This is a genomic window from Hufsiella ginkgonis (assembly GCF_009834915.1).
Classification (GTDB): Bacteria; Bacteroidota; Bacteroidia; order Sphingobacteriales; family Sphingobacteriaceae; genus Hufsiella; species Hufsiella ginkgonis.
The window spans coordinates 702377-719318 of sequence record NZ_WVHS01000001.1 but is presented as its reverse complement, the minus strand read 5'-3'; the positions used below and the strand labels follow the sequence as shown (position 1 = coordinate 719318).

Annotated in this window: 13 protein-coding genes; 6 read left to right on the top strand and 7 right to left on the bottom strand. The window is 50.7% G+C overall.

The genetic code is table 11. The features are described 5' to 3' along the window. The first annotated feature begins 41 nt into the window (after positions 1 to 41). Positions 42 to 1229, top strand: coding sequence for a threonine synthase (locus tag GS398_RS02995; protein WP_160905236.1), 1188 nt, complete (start codon positions 42 to 44; stop codon positions 1227 to 1229). Between the two features lie 10 nt (positions 1230 to 1239). Here GS398_RS02995 and GS398_RS02990 read toward each other — a convergent pair whose 3' ends face one another. The 6 genes from GS398_RS02990 to GS398_RS02970 all read right to left on the bottom strand — a co-directional run bounded on the left by GS398_RS02990 (position 1240) and on the right by GS398_RS02970 (position 8345). Continuing rightward, a complete protein-coding gene (locus GS398_RS02990) occupies positions 1240 to 1413 on the bottom strand; it encodes a hypothetical protein (RefSeq protein WP_160905235.1) in 174 nt (57 codons plus the stop codon). Positions 1414 to 1632: 219 nt separating this feature from the next. Then, entirely contained in the window at positions 1633 to 3402 is a 1770-nt protein-coding gene (locus GS398_RS02985) for an OmpA family protein (protein WP_160905234.1), read from the bottom strand. Next, positions 3402 to 4385 (bottom strand): PorP/SprF family type IX secretion system membrane protein, encoded by a 984-nt coding sequence (locus tag GS398_RS02980; RefSeq protein ID WP_160905233.1) that lies wholly within the window; start codon positions 4383 to 4385, stop codon positions 3402 to 3404. Before GS398_RS02980 ends, GS398_RS02985 begins: the two co-directional genes overlap by 1 nt. Then, positions 4364 to 6817 carry a T9SS type B sorting domain-containing protein gene (locus GS398_RS02975; protein ID WP_160905232.1) on the bottom strand — a complete coding sequence of 818 codons (2454 nt, stop codon included), beginning with the start codon at positions 6815 to 6817 and terminating at the stop codon, positions 4364 to 4366. Before GS398_RS02975 ends, GS398_RS02980 begins: the two co-directional genes overlap by 22 nt. Before the next feature lie 102 nt (positions 6818 to 6919). Further along, the gene (locus GS398_RS22395; protein ID WP_237488070.1) at positions 6920 to 7141 is read right to left on the bottom strand and encodes a hypothetical protein; all 222 of its coding nucleotides are present in this window, start codon (positions 7139 to 7141) and stop codon (positions 6920 to 6922) included. Further along, a complete protein-coding gene (locus tag GS398_RS02970; RefSeq protein ID WP_237488069.1) occupies positions 7125 to 8345 on the bottom strand; it encodes an MATE family efflux transporter in 1221 nt (406 codons plus the stop codon). The genes GS398_RS22395 and GS398_RS02970 overlap by 17 nt, the downstream gene beginning before the upstream one ends. A gap of 370 nt (positions 8346 to 8715) precedes the next feature. On the opposite strand from GS398_RS02970, the gene GS398_RS02965 reads away from it, so the two are divergent. From GS398_RS02965 to GS398_RS02945, 5 genes are all read left to right on the top strand, one after another. Next, a complete protein-coding gene (locus GS398_RS02965; protein ID WP_160905231.1) occupies positions 8716 to 9141 on the top strand; it encodes a cupin domain-containing protein in 426 nt (141 codons plus the stop codon). Continuing rightward, a complete protein-coding gene (locus GS398_RS02960; RefSeq protein ID WP_160905230.1) occupies positions 9134 to 9895 on the top strand; it encodes a class I SAM-dependent DNA methyltransferase in 762 nt (253 codons plus the stop codon). The genes GS398_RS02965 and GS398_RS02960 overlap by 8 nt, the downstream gene beginning before the upstream one ends. After that, on the top strand, positions 9892 to 11007 hold the full coding sequence (locus GS398_RS02955; RefSeq protein ID WP_160905229.1) for a DegT/DnrJ/EryC1/StrS family aminotransferase: 1116 nt from the start codon (positions 9892 to 9894) through the stop codon (positions 11005 to 11007). The genes GS398_RS02960 and GS398_RS02955 overlap by 4 nt, the downstream gene beginning before the upstream one ends. Further along, on the top strand, positions 11000 to 12265 hold the full coding sequence (locus tag GS398_RS02950; protein WP_160905228.1) for a glycosyltransferase family 4 protein: 1266 nt from the start codon (positions 11000 to 11002) through the stop codon (positions 12263 to 12265). The genes GS398_RS02955 and GS398_RS02950 overlap by 8 nt, the downstream gene beginning before the upstream one ends. A 73-nt stretch (positions 12266 to 12338) precedes the next feature. Continuing rightward, the gene (locus GS398_RS02945; RefSeq protein WP_160905227.1) at positions 12339 to 13589 is read left to right on the top strand and encodes a lipopolysaccharide biosynthesis protein; all 1251 of its coding nucleotides are present in this window, start codon (positions 12339 to 12341) and stop codon (positions 13587 to 13589) included. On the opposite strand, the gene GS398_RS02940 is transcribed toward GS398_RS02945, so the two are convergent. Beyond that, on the bottom strand, positions 13582 to 16941 hold the full coding sequence (locus GS398_RS02940; protein ID WP_202405938.1) for a DEAD/DEAH box helicase: 3360 nt from the start codon (positions 16939 to 16941) through the stop codon (positions 13582 to 13584). The genes GS398_RS02945 and GS398_RS02940 overlap by 8 nt on opposite strands. Position 16942 lies beyond the last annotated feature (1 nt).

The following is a 16942-nucleotide window of genomic DNA, read 5'->3' as shown; positions in this document are numbered from 1 at the left end:
TTTCGATAAAAGAGTAATAGCAGGCGCATGTATTTTTGGAAATGTACCATTCGCCTAAAGCCGGTTCCCGTCTCACTTTTCTATCCTGTTCCGCCTGCGGAAAACAGTACGATGCCCACCACCTGAATACTTTTGCCACCTGCTGCATAAAGCCTCTCCTGGTAAATTATGACCTCCGGGGCGCTCCCGGCCGGCACATCCTTGCCGGCAGGCCCGGCAACATGTGGCGTTACCGCGAATTTCTCCCGGTTATTAACGAGGCAAACATCGTTTCGCTTGGCGAAGGGTTTACGCCGGTGATGCAGGTAACAAAAGCGGCTGCGGAATACGGCCTTACGCAGGTTTTCCTGAAGGATGAAGCATACAATCCCACCGGGTCGTTTAAGGCCCGCGGGCTGAGTATGGCGATATCTAAAGCAAAGGAGCTGGGAGTTGTGGCCTGTATTGTTCCTACGGCCGGAAATGCCGGGGGTGCGTTGAGCGCTTATTGCGCCAAAGCCGGCATGAAGGCAACGGTGATCATGCCGGCCATTACGCCGCAGATCTTTGCAGATGAGTGCGTGCTGCATGGGGCCGATGTGCTGTTATTAGACGGACTGATCAATGAATGCGGGAAGAAGGCCGGCGAGATCAGCAGGGAAACGGGCGCTTTTGATATCTCGACGTTAAAAGAACCCTATCGCATTGAAGGTAAAAAGACGATGGGCTACGAGATTGCCGAGCAATTTAACTGGGAGCTTCCGGAGGTGATCATTTATCCTGCAGGCGGAGGCACCGGGCTGATCGGGATCTGGAAAGCGTTTATAGAGATGAAGGAGATGGGCTGGATCACGGGGCCGCTTCCGCGGATGATCGCGGTGCAGTCAGGAAACTGCCAGCCGGTGGTGAAGGCTTTTGATGACAAGCGGGGAGTGTCAAACAGTTATTCCGGGCCGGCGGCGTCCGTGGCAAACGGGCTGGCGGTACCTTATCCTTTCGGTCTCGACCTGATGCTGAAAGTGCTGGAAGAGTCAGGCGGGATGGCCCTGTCGGTTACCGAAGAGGAGATCGTAGCGGGTGTGCGCGAGATGGCCATCCGCGAAGGCCTGTTACTTTGTCCCGAAGGCGCGGCAGTCTGGAAAGCGATGATCAAATTAAAAGGGAGCGGAATCCTGCAGGGAGCTGAAAAGGTCCTGCTGATAAACACCGGGTCGGGTTATAAATATTTAGACCAGGTGATGCGTCAATAGTTCAGCCTGTTTAGACTAAGCTGTACAAAATAGTGGCTGCGATAGAAATACCGATCAGCAAAAGCATGGTCATGCGGTCGCCTTTAACCTTTTGTTCGTAGGTTAACGGAACGCCCTGCTGCTGCAATTGCTGGAGCTCTGATCTGCTGGAGCCAAAAAAGAAATGGCTTAAACGGAGTAACATAGTGATATGAGTTGATCGTAATTATATTGATTTATATCTAAGACGAACCGGGGGGAGGAATTGTAACAGCACTTCCTAAATATATTCCGTATACGGATAAAGCCAGGCCAGGGTTTGGTGCGGCGTAACTATTTAGAGGCGGCATTCCGGTCGAACGCTCCCGGCATGCGGAGGTAACCGATTTTTACTTCGTTGCCGCCTTCTGTAATTGGAGGTGTTTTATGGCAATACCCTGAACTCCGTCCGCCGGTTCTGCTGGTGCTCGGCCTCTGTACAGGAAACGTCGTTAACACACCTGTTCCTGGGTTGTGTTTCGCCGTAGCCGGTTGCCTGGAGGCGTGCAGGGTCGATCCCCTTTTGTACGAGGTATTGCATAGCGGCATCCGCCCTGCGCTGAGAAAGGCGGAGGTTATAGTCGTCGGACGCACGCGCATCGGTATGCGAGGAAAGCTGGATACGGATAGCAGGGTATCGCTTTAGCAGCATAACGAGCTGATCAAGTACGAGCGCGGCATCGGCGCGGATAAACGACTGGTCGAGGTCATAGAAAATATCGTTCAGCACATAGCTTTTGCCTTTTTCCGGGCCGCCGGTACCCATCGGGGGATCGGTTTGCAGGGCGATAACGGTTTGGGGCCGATCGGCCGGTTTAGGCTGGATAACAGCGATAGGTTCCTGCGGGAGGGCTTCAAAGCGGTAAATGTCGTCGCCGCCATTTCCGCCAGTGCGGTTAGAGGAGAAGAACCCGGTACGTCCGTCGGTGGTGGTGAGCCAGAAGTCATCCGCTGTAGAATTGATCGGGTAATGAAGGTTCCTGACATTGGTCCAGGTACTTTTGCTGCCGGTAGCCGAAAACTGGTCATATCCGCCCATGCCCGGCCATCCCTTCGACGCAAAATATAGCTGCCCCGCCGGCCCAATGGTGGGAAAGGCCTCTTCTTCGCGGGTATTAATGGTCTTTCCGCAGTTAACTGGCTTGCTCCAGCTGCCATTGGCGAGTTTCTGGCAGTACCAGATATCCGTTTTCCCTTCGCCGCCAGGCATGTCGGAAGTAAAGTAAAGCAGCTTGCCATCCGCCGAAATTGCGGCGTGCCCTACCGACCACGAGCCAACCTGGTGCCATGGAAAGCGGGTAAAATTCCGCCAGCTGCCGTTCGCTTTCACGGCGGTGAACAGTTCGAGCCGCCTGGTATAAAACCGATCGCCGGGAGATTCACCAGGTCTATCGGTGGGCAGCAGATGCTTAGGCACCGTGGTAGTGAGCGTTATGTAAGCGGTGTCGTACTTCGCGGTAAACGCAGCGGGGCCGATGTGAAAAATGGTTTCATCTTTTTCACTTCTCGCGAAAGGCAGCTGAAACTCTTTGAGCCCGTTGGCGGCAGGATCTGCCTGGTAAAGTTTTAGCCAGCCGTTGCCGGTCCACCCGAAGGTATCGGGAGCGGTTTTGGTATCGTCGACCCTGTCGGAGGTAAAGACCAGGCCATTTTCATAGAATGCGGTTCCCCAGTCGGAATATGCGCTGTTTAACTGCTGCACGTTGGTAACGGTAAAGCCGGGCGTGGCTGCCGTCCACAACGCAGCCGAATCGCAGGCAGCTAGTTTGACGGCGAGGTCCCTGCTGTTGCGTGTAACCGTGTAGTATTTCCGGAACTGTGTTTTCGCGAGGTCGAACCTGCCATTAATCTGCAGGACGGTGGCGTAGGCGTACAGCAATCCCGGGGCTGATTGCGGGTCGGCCAACGCTTTGGCGTACCATTCTTCGGCTTCCTGGTAGCGGCTGGTTTTGAGGTAGCATTCGGCGATCCTTTCGATCACTTGCGGGTCCGGTTTCCTCTTTTTTGCCAGGTCGAGGTAGATCGGGAGGCTGCGGGCATACAGGTAGCGGTCAAATAATTGATCGGCGCGCTGTTTCCGGGTTACCTGCTCCTGTGCATGGGCAACCCGCGGCAGCGCAATCATCAGCCATATTAGCAGGAGCCTTTTCATCATCAAAAATATCGGGGAGTTAACACCCTGCCTGCGCGGCTTTTAAAGGCCATGCTAAATGAGATCTCATGCGAGCCGTTCTGGTGGGTCGACAATTTGCTGGTAGTAAAATCATAGGAATACCCGAGCCGGAAACGCTGGTAATATAACTGCACCAGGGCGGCGGCCACGTCGCTCCGGTCGAGTCCCTGCTGCAGGTTCGTTTTGTTAAACAGCGGCGCGCGCGCGCGCCAGGAGGCGCCGGCCCAGATCACTTTATTAAAGGCGAGGTAGGCCGTGAGATCGAGGTTGGTGGGCCCGTTAAAATCTTCTTTTATCAGAAAAGATGGTTTAAGGTCGAGGCCCTTATTTAGCGGAATGAGTGCGCCGCCGGTCACATACATATGCCTTACCTGTTTAATGGCGGTGGTATTATCGATAAACCCGGCGCCGGCAAGTCCGTTCATCAGCGATGCAGCCAGGTAAAAACCTGGCGAATAGTAAGCTGCTCCTGCGCGGAGGTCCGGGATGATCTTGCTCACATGACCGGCGGGGATGCTGCCGTCGCCGATGCTGGTCCCGGTAAGCGCGGCGCCGTCAACACTATATTGAGTGGCACCAATACCAATGCCGAAGCAAAGGCGTTTGGTGTCATATTCGTCTAAGCGGACGCGATACGCGTAGTTTCCGTATACCGAGGAGGTGTTTTGCGGCCCTATCTTATCTGTAGTGACAATAACGCCGATGCCGATATTCTTGTTGCGATCGTTGGTGAGCCCGTCCAGCGAAACGGTCCCGGTCCTTGGTGCGCCGTCAATACCGGCCCATTGTAAGCGGTAACTAAGGCTTGCCGACCAATCTTCTTTATAACCGGCATAAGCCGGGTTAATGGCCAGACCGTTAAACACGTACTGGCTAAACTGGATGGTTTGCTGCGCGCGCGCCGGTATGCCCGCAGCAAGCAGGCTGCCGCAAAGCAGGTATGTTATCTTTTTATAAATACCCATCCTTTAAATGATTTCAAAGTGCCGGCGGGCGCTTTTCTGTCCAGCACATAAAAATAGGTACCTTCAGCAAGATCGCTGCCATCCCAGTTATTCAGGTAATTCTCAGAGCGGTACACCTCGTTTCCCCAGCGGTTAAACACATGCAGCATGGACCCGGGATAGTTCTCGAGTCCCGGTATTTCGAAGGTGTCGTTTTTTCCGTCGCCGTTGGGCGTAAAAATGGTGGGGATGATGGTTTCATCGTCTGCAGAAGAAACTACCGTGATCCGGACCGTATCTGTACACCCGCTCGTGTTTGCCCAGGTAAAAGAGTAGATGCCCGGGAGCTTGAACCCGCTGATCAATGTGGCCGGATTCGCCTGGTCGGCGATGGCGACACTGATGGGCGAGGCGCCCGATTGCGTCCACGTTCCGGTGCCGCTTGCGGCCATGGTTACCATGGTGTTCCTGGCCACCGTTCGGTCGGGACCTGCATCTAAGGTGGGCAAGAATGCGGTGGCGACGGTTTTGAGGTTGTTGCATCCGGCGCCTGAGGGAGCAGCGTTGCACTCGGCGAGTATGTCTGAGGGAACGGCGTCGTCGGGATTGGTGGCATCGGGATCGGTCACGTCCGCCGTGCGAAGAAGTCCGGCCGACACGCTGATCATGCTTCCGGCGGGTGCCGAAGGAACGACGCCCGTTAAGGTGAAGCTGCGTGTGGCTCCATTGTCCAGGTTGACAGTGGTGGTGTAGCGGCCGCTGCCGGTAGCCGGTCCGTTTACCGACGACGTTCCCGAAATGGCAGCGCTCGTTACCGCTACTCCCGTGATCCCGGCCGGGAAGGTGAAGGAAAAAGTCGCGCCGGTTACCTCGTCGGGCCCGTTGTTTTTAACGGTTGCCGTATAGGTCACCAGCTTTCCGGTGCAATCCTGCGACATGTCCAGGGAGGCCACTTCCAGGTCTGCTTCGCGCAAGCCGCCGGTAACCAGCAGGTTGGCAGGGGCGCTGGAAATATAGCCCCAGGTATCGAGACCGTTTTCGTCGCCAAACTCGGTAGCGCCCGCGCCGGCGGTACCCCATTTATGGCCGTTCAGCTGGCTGTCGAGCCCGGTGAGGTTCACCAGGGGGTTGGAGGGCGTGCCCACTACCGTGATAGGTGAGTCGTTCCAATATAACGTATTATCGGGAGCGCCGGCACCATTGATGCGGGTAAGCTTAAGGCCATTGATGTTGCGCTCCACATCAAAAAACGGGAAATGTACCTCACCGCCAAACAATACCACGCTGATCATGGCTGTCACGGCGGAGGTCCCGGTGGCGGCAACCTTGTTTCCCAGCCCGTCGAGCCCGTCCCATGGCACCTGGTTGTTGCCGGCCACGGAGTTCCCGGTGAGCTTACGGTCTATGGCGTCGGTAAAGCTGCCGTTATTGTTCAGGTCGATGGAAATAACGTAGGTGCCGTTCTGGTTGGCATCAAACCCGATATAACCGCCAATGGGCGAAGTGCCGCCTTTGCCGGGTGTGCCCTCGCCCCCCTTAAACGTAAGGTTGGTGGTTTGCGGGGTGATGGGCGTGGTTAACAGCCAGGTAGTTCCGCCCGGCGTTTTTGCGGAGGATGGAAGGTCGGCAGCGGGTGTGTTGAAGAATATCTTGTGGGTAATGTCCGACTGGGTATCTAACGCTCGTGGATCCTGGATATTTGGCAACGCGAGATTGTCCACGCTTTTATAAGATGCCGCACCACCAGGGGTGCGGAAACCTTTGTTGTTAGCGAAGAATGAAAAGCCGTTCCCGGCCTGCCCGTTATTGTCGAGCGTATATTGGTAACCATCCCGTGTAAGGATCCTGAAAATGGCGTTAAAGCCTACATCGTAGGTGCCCAGGATCCCGGTGAATACGTTCATATATACCCTGCCTGGGACGAAGGCGCCTGCCGCATTGCGAACGGATACATCAAACGCGGCCACATACTGGTTGGTAAGCTGTGTCCAGTTGGCGCTGCCCAGGATGGGTACCGGGTTTGAACCGCTGACGTTGGTAGGCGAGGTAAAGTCGATCTCCCAAACGCCTTCCTGCCCTGCAAGTACCGTTAATGTATAAGGAGTGTAGCCGCCTGCGGCAGGCAACGGCCCTGCCACCTCCTGGCTGCGGTTGGCGATGCGCCCGGTGGTGGCTCCTCCTCCGCTGGTGTAAGCGGCGCCGTCGGGTGCCCTGAAATTGATGGTACCCGAGCCTATGCCCTGCGCGCTCGACCCGGCACAAATGATTTCGCCCGGTTTAACATATACCTTCACGGTGCCGAGACTTGGGAACGGGTAGGAGAGGTTTACGGCGGGTCCTGAATATAAAAACGCGCGGTAGCCTCCGCTCGCGGTCAATTCTTTACTGCCCTCGGCAAATACGTCTGCGACGGCGAGTACCAGGATTAACAATAAACGGAGGCGTTTTTCCATTCGTACGAAGCTAGTAAAAAAGGTTGTACGCAGGACGTTATACGTTTGACGTTGTACGTACTGCCTGTGTGTCAGTATTGGTGGTATGTTAACGTCAAACCGCTACACGTTGATCTTCTTCCACCTGCCGGTTCTGAACAGCAGAACGGCTGCGATCGTCATGCCGATTTCTGCGGCAGGTACGGCGAAGAACACACCCTTTGGCCCCATTCCTATATATTTCGCCAGCAGGTAAGCCAACGGAACCTGGAAACACCAGAAACCTGCAACGTTTATCCAGGTAGGTGTCCAGGTGTCGCCTGCACCGTTAAAGGCATTGATCATTAACCATGCCGATCCCGTAAAAAATGTAGCCGACACACATGATGCGAAGGGCGGTAACGGCTACCTGCTGTACTGCCGGATCGTTGGTAAAAAAGGACACGAAATGTGTGCCGCCAAGCAAAGTGATCATGGTAATAACGGCCATATAGCAAACGTTAAATTTCGCAGTTTGGTACACGGAGGTGGCTGCACGGTCGGGTAATTTGGCCCCGAGGTTTTGGCCCACCAGTGTAGCTGCGGCATTACTCAATCCCCAGGCAGGCAGCATAAAGAACATAAGCAGCCTGATAGCGGTCTGGTAACCGGCCGATCCATGGTCGCCGCCGGTAGTTGCCACCAACTGTGCGAGGAACAGCCAGCTGCACGAACCGATCACGAATTGTAAAACGCCGGGTGCGGCGATTACAAGCAGTGCCCTGATTTGCGCCCAGTCTGGTATAAAGTGCGAAATACGGATCTTCAGCGAGCTTTTCCCGTTGAACAAGTGGTACAACTGGTAGCAAACGCCCAGCCCGCGGCCGATGGTGGTGGCCATGGCTGCGCCGTTAAGCCCGAACGCCGGCACGGGTCCCCATCCGTTAATGAATACCGGGCACAGCACGATGTTCGTGAGGTTGGCTACCCACAAACTTTTCATCGAGATGGACGCATTGCCCGCGCCCCTGAAGATCCCGTTAATGAGGAACAGCAGCATGATGAACAGGCAGCTTCCCATCATCATGCGGGTGTACGGGTAGCCCTGCTCCACGGCCTCCCGGGATGCGCCCATGATGTGCAGGATGTCTTTTGCAAAAATAACCCCGGTTACGCTGAGCACGAGGTTGATCATGAAAGCGATGACGATCGTTTGCATACCCGCCTTTGCCGCGGCAACTGGGTCTTTTCCGCCAATGCGGCGGGACACTACGGCCGTGGCAGCCATGCTGATGCCGATCGCCAGGGAGTAAACGATGGTAAGTACGGATTCGGTCAAACCTACGGTCTGTATGGCGATGCTGCTATTGTGCAGGTGCCCTACAAAGTACAGGTCGACCAGGGCGAATACCGATTCCATGATCATTTCGAGCATCATCGGGATGGCCAGCAGCACCACTGAACGGTTGATGCTGCCTGTTGTATAATCGATTTCGCCGCCACGCAGCGATTGTTTCAGTAATGAAAAGAATGAAGAAAGCTTGCGCCCCTTTGTTTTAGAAAATAACATTTGATCGGTTTTAGGAACGGAAAAACAAGCTGCGGATCGCACAGCGTTAATAATTATCAGCGGAAGAATTCGTCCTTATCGTACAGGGAGGACTGCTAAAACTTTCATAGTTCCTACATTCAGAGGTGCAAAGATAGTTTTTTTTTGGAGCGTAACAAGGGAGCGTTCGGGGTGATCAAGCGGCAGCCGAAAGATAAACTGGGGAGAAATGATGAGGGAACAATGATGTTTTTATATTTGCGAAAATAACCTATAAGATGAATTTATTAAGCCGGCCAGTTTATTTTCCAAACAAGCTATCAATAACCTGTGTTACTTGTCAAGGGTTCACCAGCCTTAACTTCCATTTGCATCTGATAGCTTATAAACCGTGATCGAAAAAATAATTAAGGAAAATTGTGTGCTGGCTACTATCATTAAGTCGGCTTTTAAAGCTGAGGGAATTGTTTTCTTTACAGCTCCGGAATTGCCTCAGCAAATGGGATACATGAACCGGCCTAAAGGATATCTCATTAACGCGCACAGGCATAACCACGAAGAAATCGTGGTTAAACAGTCATGCGAGACACTCATCGTAAGAAAAGGAAGCGTTAAAGTGTTTTTATATGATGAGGCCGACAATTTTTTTGCAGAAACCACTATTGAAACAGGGGATGTGATGCTCCTCTCGGGATATGGCCACGGGTTTGAAATGCTGGAAGACTCAGAATTGATAGAAATAAAACAAGGGCCCTATAGTGGCGATCAATATAACCTGCCGCTTAATGTTCACAGTACCAAAAGTTGTCATGGCTGATAATCAACATGTGTTTGAGGATTATAGCAACTATTACGATCTTTTTTACCGTGATAAAAACTATGAGAAAGAGTCGGGGTGCGTGATCGCACTTTTAAAGGACCTGAGCCCGGGTGCGGGTACCTTGATAGAGCTGGGTTCCGGTACAGGCAATTATTCGCACTATTTCGCCGAAGCAGGTTATCATGTCACTGGTATCGAGAAAAGCAGGCCGATGATAGAAAGATCGAAAATGAAGTCGATTCAAAATTTCGAGCCGCTGTTATGTGATATGGTATCTTTTGACCTGGACAGGGAATATGATGCGGCGGTTTCCTTGTTTGATGTAATGTGTTATCTAACGGAAGACGAGGAACTAATATCCTGTTTTAACAGTATATCGAGAAACCTGAAGCAAGGCGGGGTGCTGATTTTTGATAGCTGGTACACACCTGCAGTTTATGCTTCGCCACCCCAGGCAGGTATCAGGCGTGCAGAAAATGACAAGGTAGAAATTATACGACTTGCTGAGCCGGTGATGAACTACCGGCAAAATACGGTAGCTGTGCATTATGAATTTATTATCAGGGATAAAAACAACGGCCAATACCGGTCACTTAAAGAGATCCATACATTAAGGCACTTTAATGTACCCGAGATTGACGCGATCGCTTGCTCCTCCGGGTTTGAATTGATTGGTTGCGGGGAGTTATTAACCGGCAAAGCCGCTGATAGCAGTACCTGGAAAGTATGTTATAAGCTCCGTAAAAAATGAGCGTTCCGGTTAATATTCCGTTTCTCAACGGCAACGAAAAGAAGTATGTCAATGAGTGTATCGAAACAGGGTGGATTTCGTCGGAAGGCCCGTTTGTAGGAGAGTTTGAAGCACGGTATAGTCGTTATTGCCACAGAAATCACGGTATAGCCGTTTCAAGCGGTTCGGCTGCGTTGGATGTGGCAGTTAAAGCACTTGGTATCAGCAGCGGAGATGAGGTGATCATGCCCACATTCACCATTATTTCTCCGGCATTCTCCCTCATCAGGGCTGCTGCAGTACCTGTATTGGTAGACAGTGAGCTGACAACCTGGAATATGAACGTAGCTGAGATCGAGGACAAAATAACCGCGAGAACAAAGGCCATCTTAGTAGTACATATTTACGGCTTACCCGTTGATATGAATAAAATAGTACATCTTGCAAAAAAGTACGATCTCCTGGTAATTGAAGACGCTGCCGAAATGCACGGCCAGACGTGCCATGGTCGTCCTTGTGGTTCATTTGGCGATATCAGCATATTCAGTTTCTACGCAAACAAGAATATTACCACCGGCGAAGGGGGAATGATCCTTTGTAATGACGATGCGCTGGCTGAAAGATGCAGGAAGTTAAGAAATCTTTCCTTCGATCCCGCTTTGCCTCGCTTCGTGCATCACGAAATGGGATGGAATTACCGGATGACAAACATGCAGGCGGCTATGGGTTTGGCGCAACTGGAGCAGATCGACGACTTTATTCACAGAAAACGTGGAATGGGCAGGTATTATCACGACGAATTAAGCTTCCTGGAAGAGTCAGGCTACCTGCTTCCCAAACAACAGACTGCTTATGCAGATAATATTTACTGGGTGTTCGGGCTGGTCGCTCCTTCAGAAACAGAAAAAGAGGATCTTGTCGCCTATTTAAATAAGGCGAATATTGGAACGCGGCCTTTTTTTTGGTGCATGCATGAGCAGCCCGTGTTTGCCTCCCGGGAGTTTTACAAAAAAACTGGTTTCCGGTTCGCGGAGCGGCTGGCGAGATGCGGGTTTTACATACCCAGCGGCCTGGGCACTACCAGGGAACAGATGGGCTTAGTGGTAGAAGCAATAAAAGGGTTTTATGCATAAGTTGAAAGTTGGAGTTATTGTAGACGTCAACCTGGCTAAATCCCTCGGCGGAACCTTCTCCTATTACAATACGCTGCTTTCGGGCATTAACAATTACGAATTCGACCAGGCGATAGAAATCGTAAACGTGGTGTTTTATGAAAAGACACAACCGGAAGTCGACTTTAAAAAGCCGGTCGTTTTTATAAAAGGGTATCTCAATATCAGTTCCAAGAACAAACTGGCCCGACGAGTCTCTAAAGGCCTGAAAAGCATTATTAAATCGCTGACCTTTGTAAACGACCTGCTGTCTCTTCCCGAAAAGATCAAGTTCAGACGGATTGAAAGAGATTTGGCAAGAAATGGTATCGATATTATTTATCATTTAAAACCTGAGATGGTAGATCTTAATTATCCGTTTATTGCCACCCATTGGGATCTTGCTCACAAATCTACCTATCCTTTTCCTGAACTTGCGTTGGACGGGCATCATGAATCGAGGGAAAAATATTACTCGAACGTACTCAACAAAGCGATGTTGATATTGTGCGAGTCAAATGCCGGCATCGAAGAGCTGAGGTATCATTACTCGCTTAGCCCGTTAAGAATCAAGCGATTGCCCTTATTCGGCAACAGCGATCTTCAGTTAACGGTGTCTGTAGAAGCGGCCAGGCAGGTGTTAAATAAGTACGGGCTCATCACGAATGAATTTTTTATTTATCCGGCCCAGTTTTGGGCGTTAAAAAATCACTATAATCTCATTGTCGCCTTCGCCGCTTTCATTGGCGAAGATCCGGACCGTCACTTCAAATTAGTGCTTCCGGGCTCGGACATGGGAAACCTGGGTTACATCCAAAAGTTGGTAGCGGACCTGTCACTGGATGATTCTGTCTTATTCCCGGGTTTTGTACCCGACCAAGAGCTTTCTGTATTCTACCGGCACGCAACAGCGGCGGTTATGCCAACATTTTTAGGGCCTACTAATATGCCGTTGATCGAGGCCGCCCGGCTAAAATGCCCCGTATTATGTTCAAACCTTAAGGGCCATTACGAGATCATGGGAGAGTATGCGCTGTATTTCGAGCCCGAAGACCCTGGATCTATACAAAATGCAATGGAACTTCTCACCGGCAATGAAGAAGGCAGGACGTCGCTGGCGGATTCAGCTTACACCCACATCATGCAGTCTGAATTCGACCTGCAAAAAAGCCTTTCAGCTTTAAATACGTACCTTTTACAGGTTAAGGCAGTTCGTAAAACCTGGGACATTACCAATTAACCTGTTAAATCGATGTGCCGTGTTTAGAAACCTCCTTAAAAGCACTGTTATTGGTTTAGTTAACAAGGCGGTAATGGCCATTGGGAGTTTCATGGTTTTGCCGTTAATGCTGGAAAAACTGGGTCAAAACACGTTTGGGATATGGATGGTGATCAGCTCATCGGTCGGATTAATGGGGTTCCTGGACCTGGGCCTTGGGAGTGCCCTGATGAACTATATCGCATTTAATTCCGATCGTAAAGCGGACGTCGTAAAATTTATCAAGACGGCCTACATGATCCAGTTTTGTTTTATCGGCATCTTACTTATTGTTTTGCAGCTGTCATTTGCGCACATACCATGGGACGGTATTTTAAATATACGCCAGCCGGGAGCAAATGTTCTTAGGGCAGTGGCTATCACCGTTACCTGTTTCCTGGTAAACCTTGTCACCAGCACAATCTACGCTATTCAAAAAGGCTTGCAAAAAAGCTATACCGCAAATGCTTGGTTGTTAGCCGGCACTATAATCTATCTCCTGTTACTTTGGCTTGTGCTGATGAAAAATCCAGCGTTGGAATGGATAGCGCTGGTGAATTTCGGGGTACCCGTAGTCGTATCCCTGGTGAATTCCGTATTGTTCCTATACAAGGAACAGGTATTCAGCCAGGCATTCATCAGCCGCAATATCAGCTGGAGAGAAATGAAGCTATTTACCGGCGACAGTGCCCTCCTGTTGTTCCTGCAATTGGCGGCGATGATCTGTTTCCAAACCGACTGTTTGATATTGGCACATTACACCACCTATGCGGGTGTCGCCCAATTTACCGTTGCGGCAAAAATTTTCGCCATTCCGATGGTAATCCTGGGAGTTTATTTGCAAAGCCTGTGGCCCGCTTACGCCAAGGCATTTTCAGATGGCAATTGGGCATGGATAAAACGGGTATTCTTAAATTCGTTGTTCTTTGCATTTTTAGGAGCGGTAATCTTCGTAGCTGCAATAGGCCTGTCAAAAGACCTCCTGGTAAAATATTGGTTGTCCGGGCAGATGCAGATTTCCGCAGCTTTATTAGCCGCGTTCGGGCTGTGGGCAGTTGTAAATAGTATCGACAGTAATATTGCCACCTTACTTAACGGCCTGAAAAAATTAAAGTTACAGGCATTCTGGGCATTGATCATGGTAATGGCCAACCTAACTTTTTCAATTCTTTTAGTTAAGTCTTATGGCGTGCCGGGAGTAATATGGGGTACGGTCTTGTCAACTACGTTATGCTCGGTAATACCATGCGCGGTTTATATAAAGCACCTTTACAACGTTAACATTAAATTAAAGGCCGCTAACTAAAAAGCGACAGCAAATCATTTCTTGAGAGCGCTTTGATCATTTCCGTATCCGTTTTTACCAGTTCGTTCACCAGTTGTTTCTTCGTTTGCTGCAGCTTCATGATCTTTTCTTCGATGGTGTCGGGGCAGATCAGCCGTACGGCGACTACCTGTTTTTCCTGCCCGATGCGGTAACTGCGGTCGATGGCCTGGTTTTCTACGGCCGGGTTCCACCAGGGGTCGATAAGGTATACGTAATCTGCTTCAGTCAGGTTGAGACCGGTGCCGCCTGCTTTTAAGCTGATCAGGAAAACGCGCACGTCTTTATTTTCCCGGAAGTTAGCCACTTTCTCTGCCCGTTTGCGTGTTTGCCCGGTGAGGTACTCGAAAGGAATGGTCCTTGCGTGCAGTTCTTTTTTTACCAGGTCGAGCATGGTCACAAATTGCGAAAACACGAGGATCTTATGTTCGCCGGATCTCGATTCGATCTCATCCAGCAGCGCCTGGATCTTAGAGGAGGAGCTTCCGTAATACCGGTCGGCTTTTAACAGGGCGGGTGAATCGCAGATCTGGCGCAGCAAGGTGAGCCCTTTTAAGATGTGCATGCTGAATTTCGAGAGCTCCTCCTCCGGCTTAGAGAGCAGGAAATCGCGGTACTCTTCTTTATACGTGTCGTACACCTTCCGCTGCGATTCCCCCATTTCGCAGTACATGATCACTTCGGTTTTATCCGGCAGTTCAGTAGCGACCTGTTTTTTTGTTCTTCTGAGGATGAACGGGCTCACTTTCCGCTGAAGCTGGATGGCCCGTTTCGTATCTTTAAACTGATCGATCGGGGTGGCATAGTGATCGCGGAAAAACCGTTTGCTTCCCAGCAGCCCCGGGCATGCAAACGAAAGCTGGCCATAGAGGTCGTAGGTGTTATTTTCTACGGGAGTGCCGGTCATCACCACCCTGTTCCGTGAGTGCAGCGAGCAAGCGGCCTGGTAACGCAGCGAATCCGGGTTTTTAATGATTTGCGATTCATCCAGGAAGATATAGTTGAATTTGTACTGTTTCAGGAAACGGATATCGTTTAGTAAGGTGCCGTACGAAGTGAGAATCACCTCGTACTTGTCGAAAGATCTGGTATCCGTTACACGGTCGGCCCCATATACGGTGTGTATTTTAATGGAAGGGGCAAACCTGGCAATTTCATCCTGCCAGTTAAAAATGAGCGTTGCGGGAACGACCACGAGGTTGGTATTGGCGTGATCTTTACCGCGTTGCGAGAGGATGAAAGCGATCACCTGGATGGTTTTCCCCAGTCCCATGTCATCGGCCAGGCATCCGCCGAAGCCGAATTCGTCCAGGAAATTAAGCCAGTTCAGCCCCTGTTTCTGGTAATCGCGAAGTGTGCCTTTTAACTCCCGGGGTACTTCTACGGCTTTAATGGTATCGAAAGACGAAATTCTTTGCTGGTACTGCTCCAGTTGCAGCTTCACTTCTTCAGACAGGACTTCTTCTTCATAGATTTCCCGGATACCGGAGAAGTTGATTTTAGGGGTCCGCAATGTATCGCCTGCCACCTCCGCCGCGCGGAAATAACGGGTAAATTTTTCGATCCACTCCCCGGGAAGCACACCCAGGGTACCGTCATCCAGCCTGATGAACTGGTGGCGGTTGCGGATCGATCGCTGGAGGTGCTTTAAGGGTACTTTTTGTTTGCCATAATACACTTTCACGGAAGTTTCGAACCAGTCGAGCCCGCTGTTCACCCTAATGGAGATCTTTACTTTATGCGGGTTCAGGTTATTGTTCTTCAGGGCGTTGAAGCCAAGGATAGTAACCTGCTGGTCCTGCCATTCCTCGAAGGCGTTGAGAAACCAGCCTTCATCCATAAACCGGCTTTTATGCAGGTAGAACTCGTCGCCCTGCACTTGCTCCTCAAAATAAGGATGCTGCCGCATCACCGTTCCCAGGAACTTAATTTCTTCGGCTTCGTTGCGGCTAACGGTAAAGGGACGCCCGTGGGGATCGATGGCATAGATCTTTCTCTTCGACAATAGGGGTACTTCCACCTTTCCGTACCGCATTACAGGGGTAATCCGTATAAAATCATCGACGTTCGACAAATAGACGATCTTTTCTGTACCCTCATCGAAACCGCTTTCCGTTAGCTGTTGTTGCGTGGCCGGTTTAAGGTACGTGTAGGTAATGGCCACGTTATTTTCCAGCTTATCCAGGATCTCCTGCCGGAACGCCTCAAACTTAGACCGGTGGATCACCAGCAGGTTTTGGTGTTTCCTGAAGAATTCGATCACACGCAGGTAATCCGGGTTATTTATGAAATGCAGCACACCATAATAATGAATAAAGTACCCAAACTTAACCTGCAGGTTGTTGATGTCGTAGGGGATCTGGTCGAGGTAGAACTGGCTGGAGATTTCGTAGAAGTCATTTTTTTCTTCCACCTGTATCCTTACATCGGCCTGCAGGGTCTTTAGCCTTACGGGTACGAGGGAGGCCGCAGTGATGCTTTCGGCGATTTTGGCGTCATGGAAAAAAACCGGAAAATTTAATGGGTTGGCTACCAGCGCATTCAAGCCTGCCTGGTCAGTTTCGAAACTGCCGGTTTCAAAAGTATGCTGGAACTTCAGGATCGCGGTATAGAACTTTAACTCGGCAGGATCTTGTGTTTTCCACACAAAGCTAAGCGGGTCGAGCGTGATCAGCGGATTTTTCAGCTTGCCATTTTTGGCCGTTTCAGCTTCTGCTAATTCCGCCTGGAAATGTTTATAGTATTTATGCTGTTTAAAGATCAGCACGGTGTTGGTTCCCGGTTTTATTCCTGTTTTGTAAGCGGGGATTTTGTTAATAACCGGGAGCAGTTGGTCCTTAAAGAGCGTGTTGCGGCTGTTAGTGACCGGAACGAGACCCTTAATTTTTGACGTGATCAGCAGGGACTTATCCACATACCCGACCTCGAAGAAGTTTTGCAGATCTTTCTCATTTTCAAGCCCATAGTCCTTAGCATGCGTGGTAAGGGCCGCCTGCCGGTGTTGCTCGTCAAAGAAAATACGTAACTCGTCGCGGTTCGAAATGTTGAGAAGTACCTGTGTGGCATGTGTGCATAACAACCTGGAAGAGTCTCTGCAGCTGCACGTAATAATTAATGTACGATCATTTAGCGCCAGGCTTACCTGGTATGATACGGGGTAAAGATGGAGGTTGAACACACCGGTATTGACCGCAATCTTTTCCGGCTGAATATCATAGTAACCTTTGGCGCCGGTGTCTGCGGTTCCATGGCTGTGTTTGATGATAAAGCCGTACGACAGGTCTAACGGTGAGAAATTTTCGAAGTAATGGGTATGTGTGGATCGGGTAGCCAAA

Bases quoted from the DNA above. Each gene is read 5' to 3' on its own strand.
- GS398_RS02975 (WP_160905232.1), bottom strand. From the start codon at position 6,817: ATGGAAAAACGCCTCCGTTTATTGTTAATCCTGGTACTCGCCGTCGCA.
- GS398_RS22395 (WP_237488070.1), bottom strand. From the start codon at position 7,141: ATGATCAATGCCTTTAACGGTGCAGGCGACACCTGGACACCTACCTGG.
- GS398_RS02995 (WP_160905236.1), top strand. From the start codon at position 42: ATGTACCATTCGCCTAAAGCCGGTTCCCGTCTCACTTTTCTATCCTGT.
- GS398_RS02950 (WP_160905228.1), top strand. From the start codon at position 11,000: ATGCATAAGTTGAAAGTTGGAGTTATTGTAGACGTCAACCTGGCTAAA.
- GS398_RS02970 (WP_237488069.1), bottom strand. From the start codon at position 8,345: ATGTTATTTTCTAAAACAAAGGGGCGCAAGCTTTCTTCATTCTTTTCA.
- GS398_RS02955 (WP_160905229.1), top strand. From the start codon at position 9,892: ATGAGCGTTCCGGTTAATATTCCGTTTCTCAACGGCAACGAAAAGAAG.
- GS398_RS02990 (WP_160905235.1), bottom strand. From the start codon at position 1,413: ATGTTACTCCGTTTAAGCCATTTCTTTTTTGGCTCCAGCAGATCAGAG.
- GS398_RS02980 (WP_160905233.1), bottom strand. From the start codon at position 4,385: ATGGGTATTTATAAAAAGATAACATACCTGCTTTGCGGCAGCCTGCTT.
- GS398_RS02945 (WP_160905227.1), top strand. From the start codon at position 12,339: ATGGCCATTGGGAGTTTCATGGTTTTGCCGTTAATGCTGGAAAAACTG.
- GS398_RS02985 (WP_160905234.1), bottom strand. From the start codon at position 3,402: ATGATGAAAAGGCTCCTGCTAATATGGCTGATGATTGCGCTGCCGCGG.
- GS398_RS02960 (WP_160905230.1), top strand. From the start codon at position 9,134: ATGGCTGATAATCAACATGTGTTTGAGGATTATAGCAACTATTACGAT.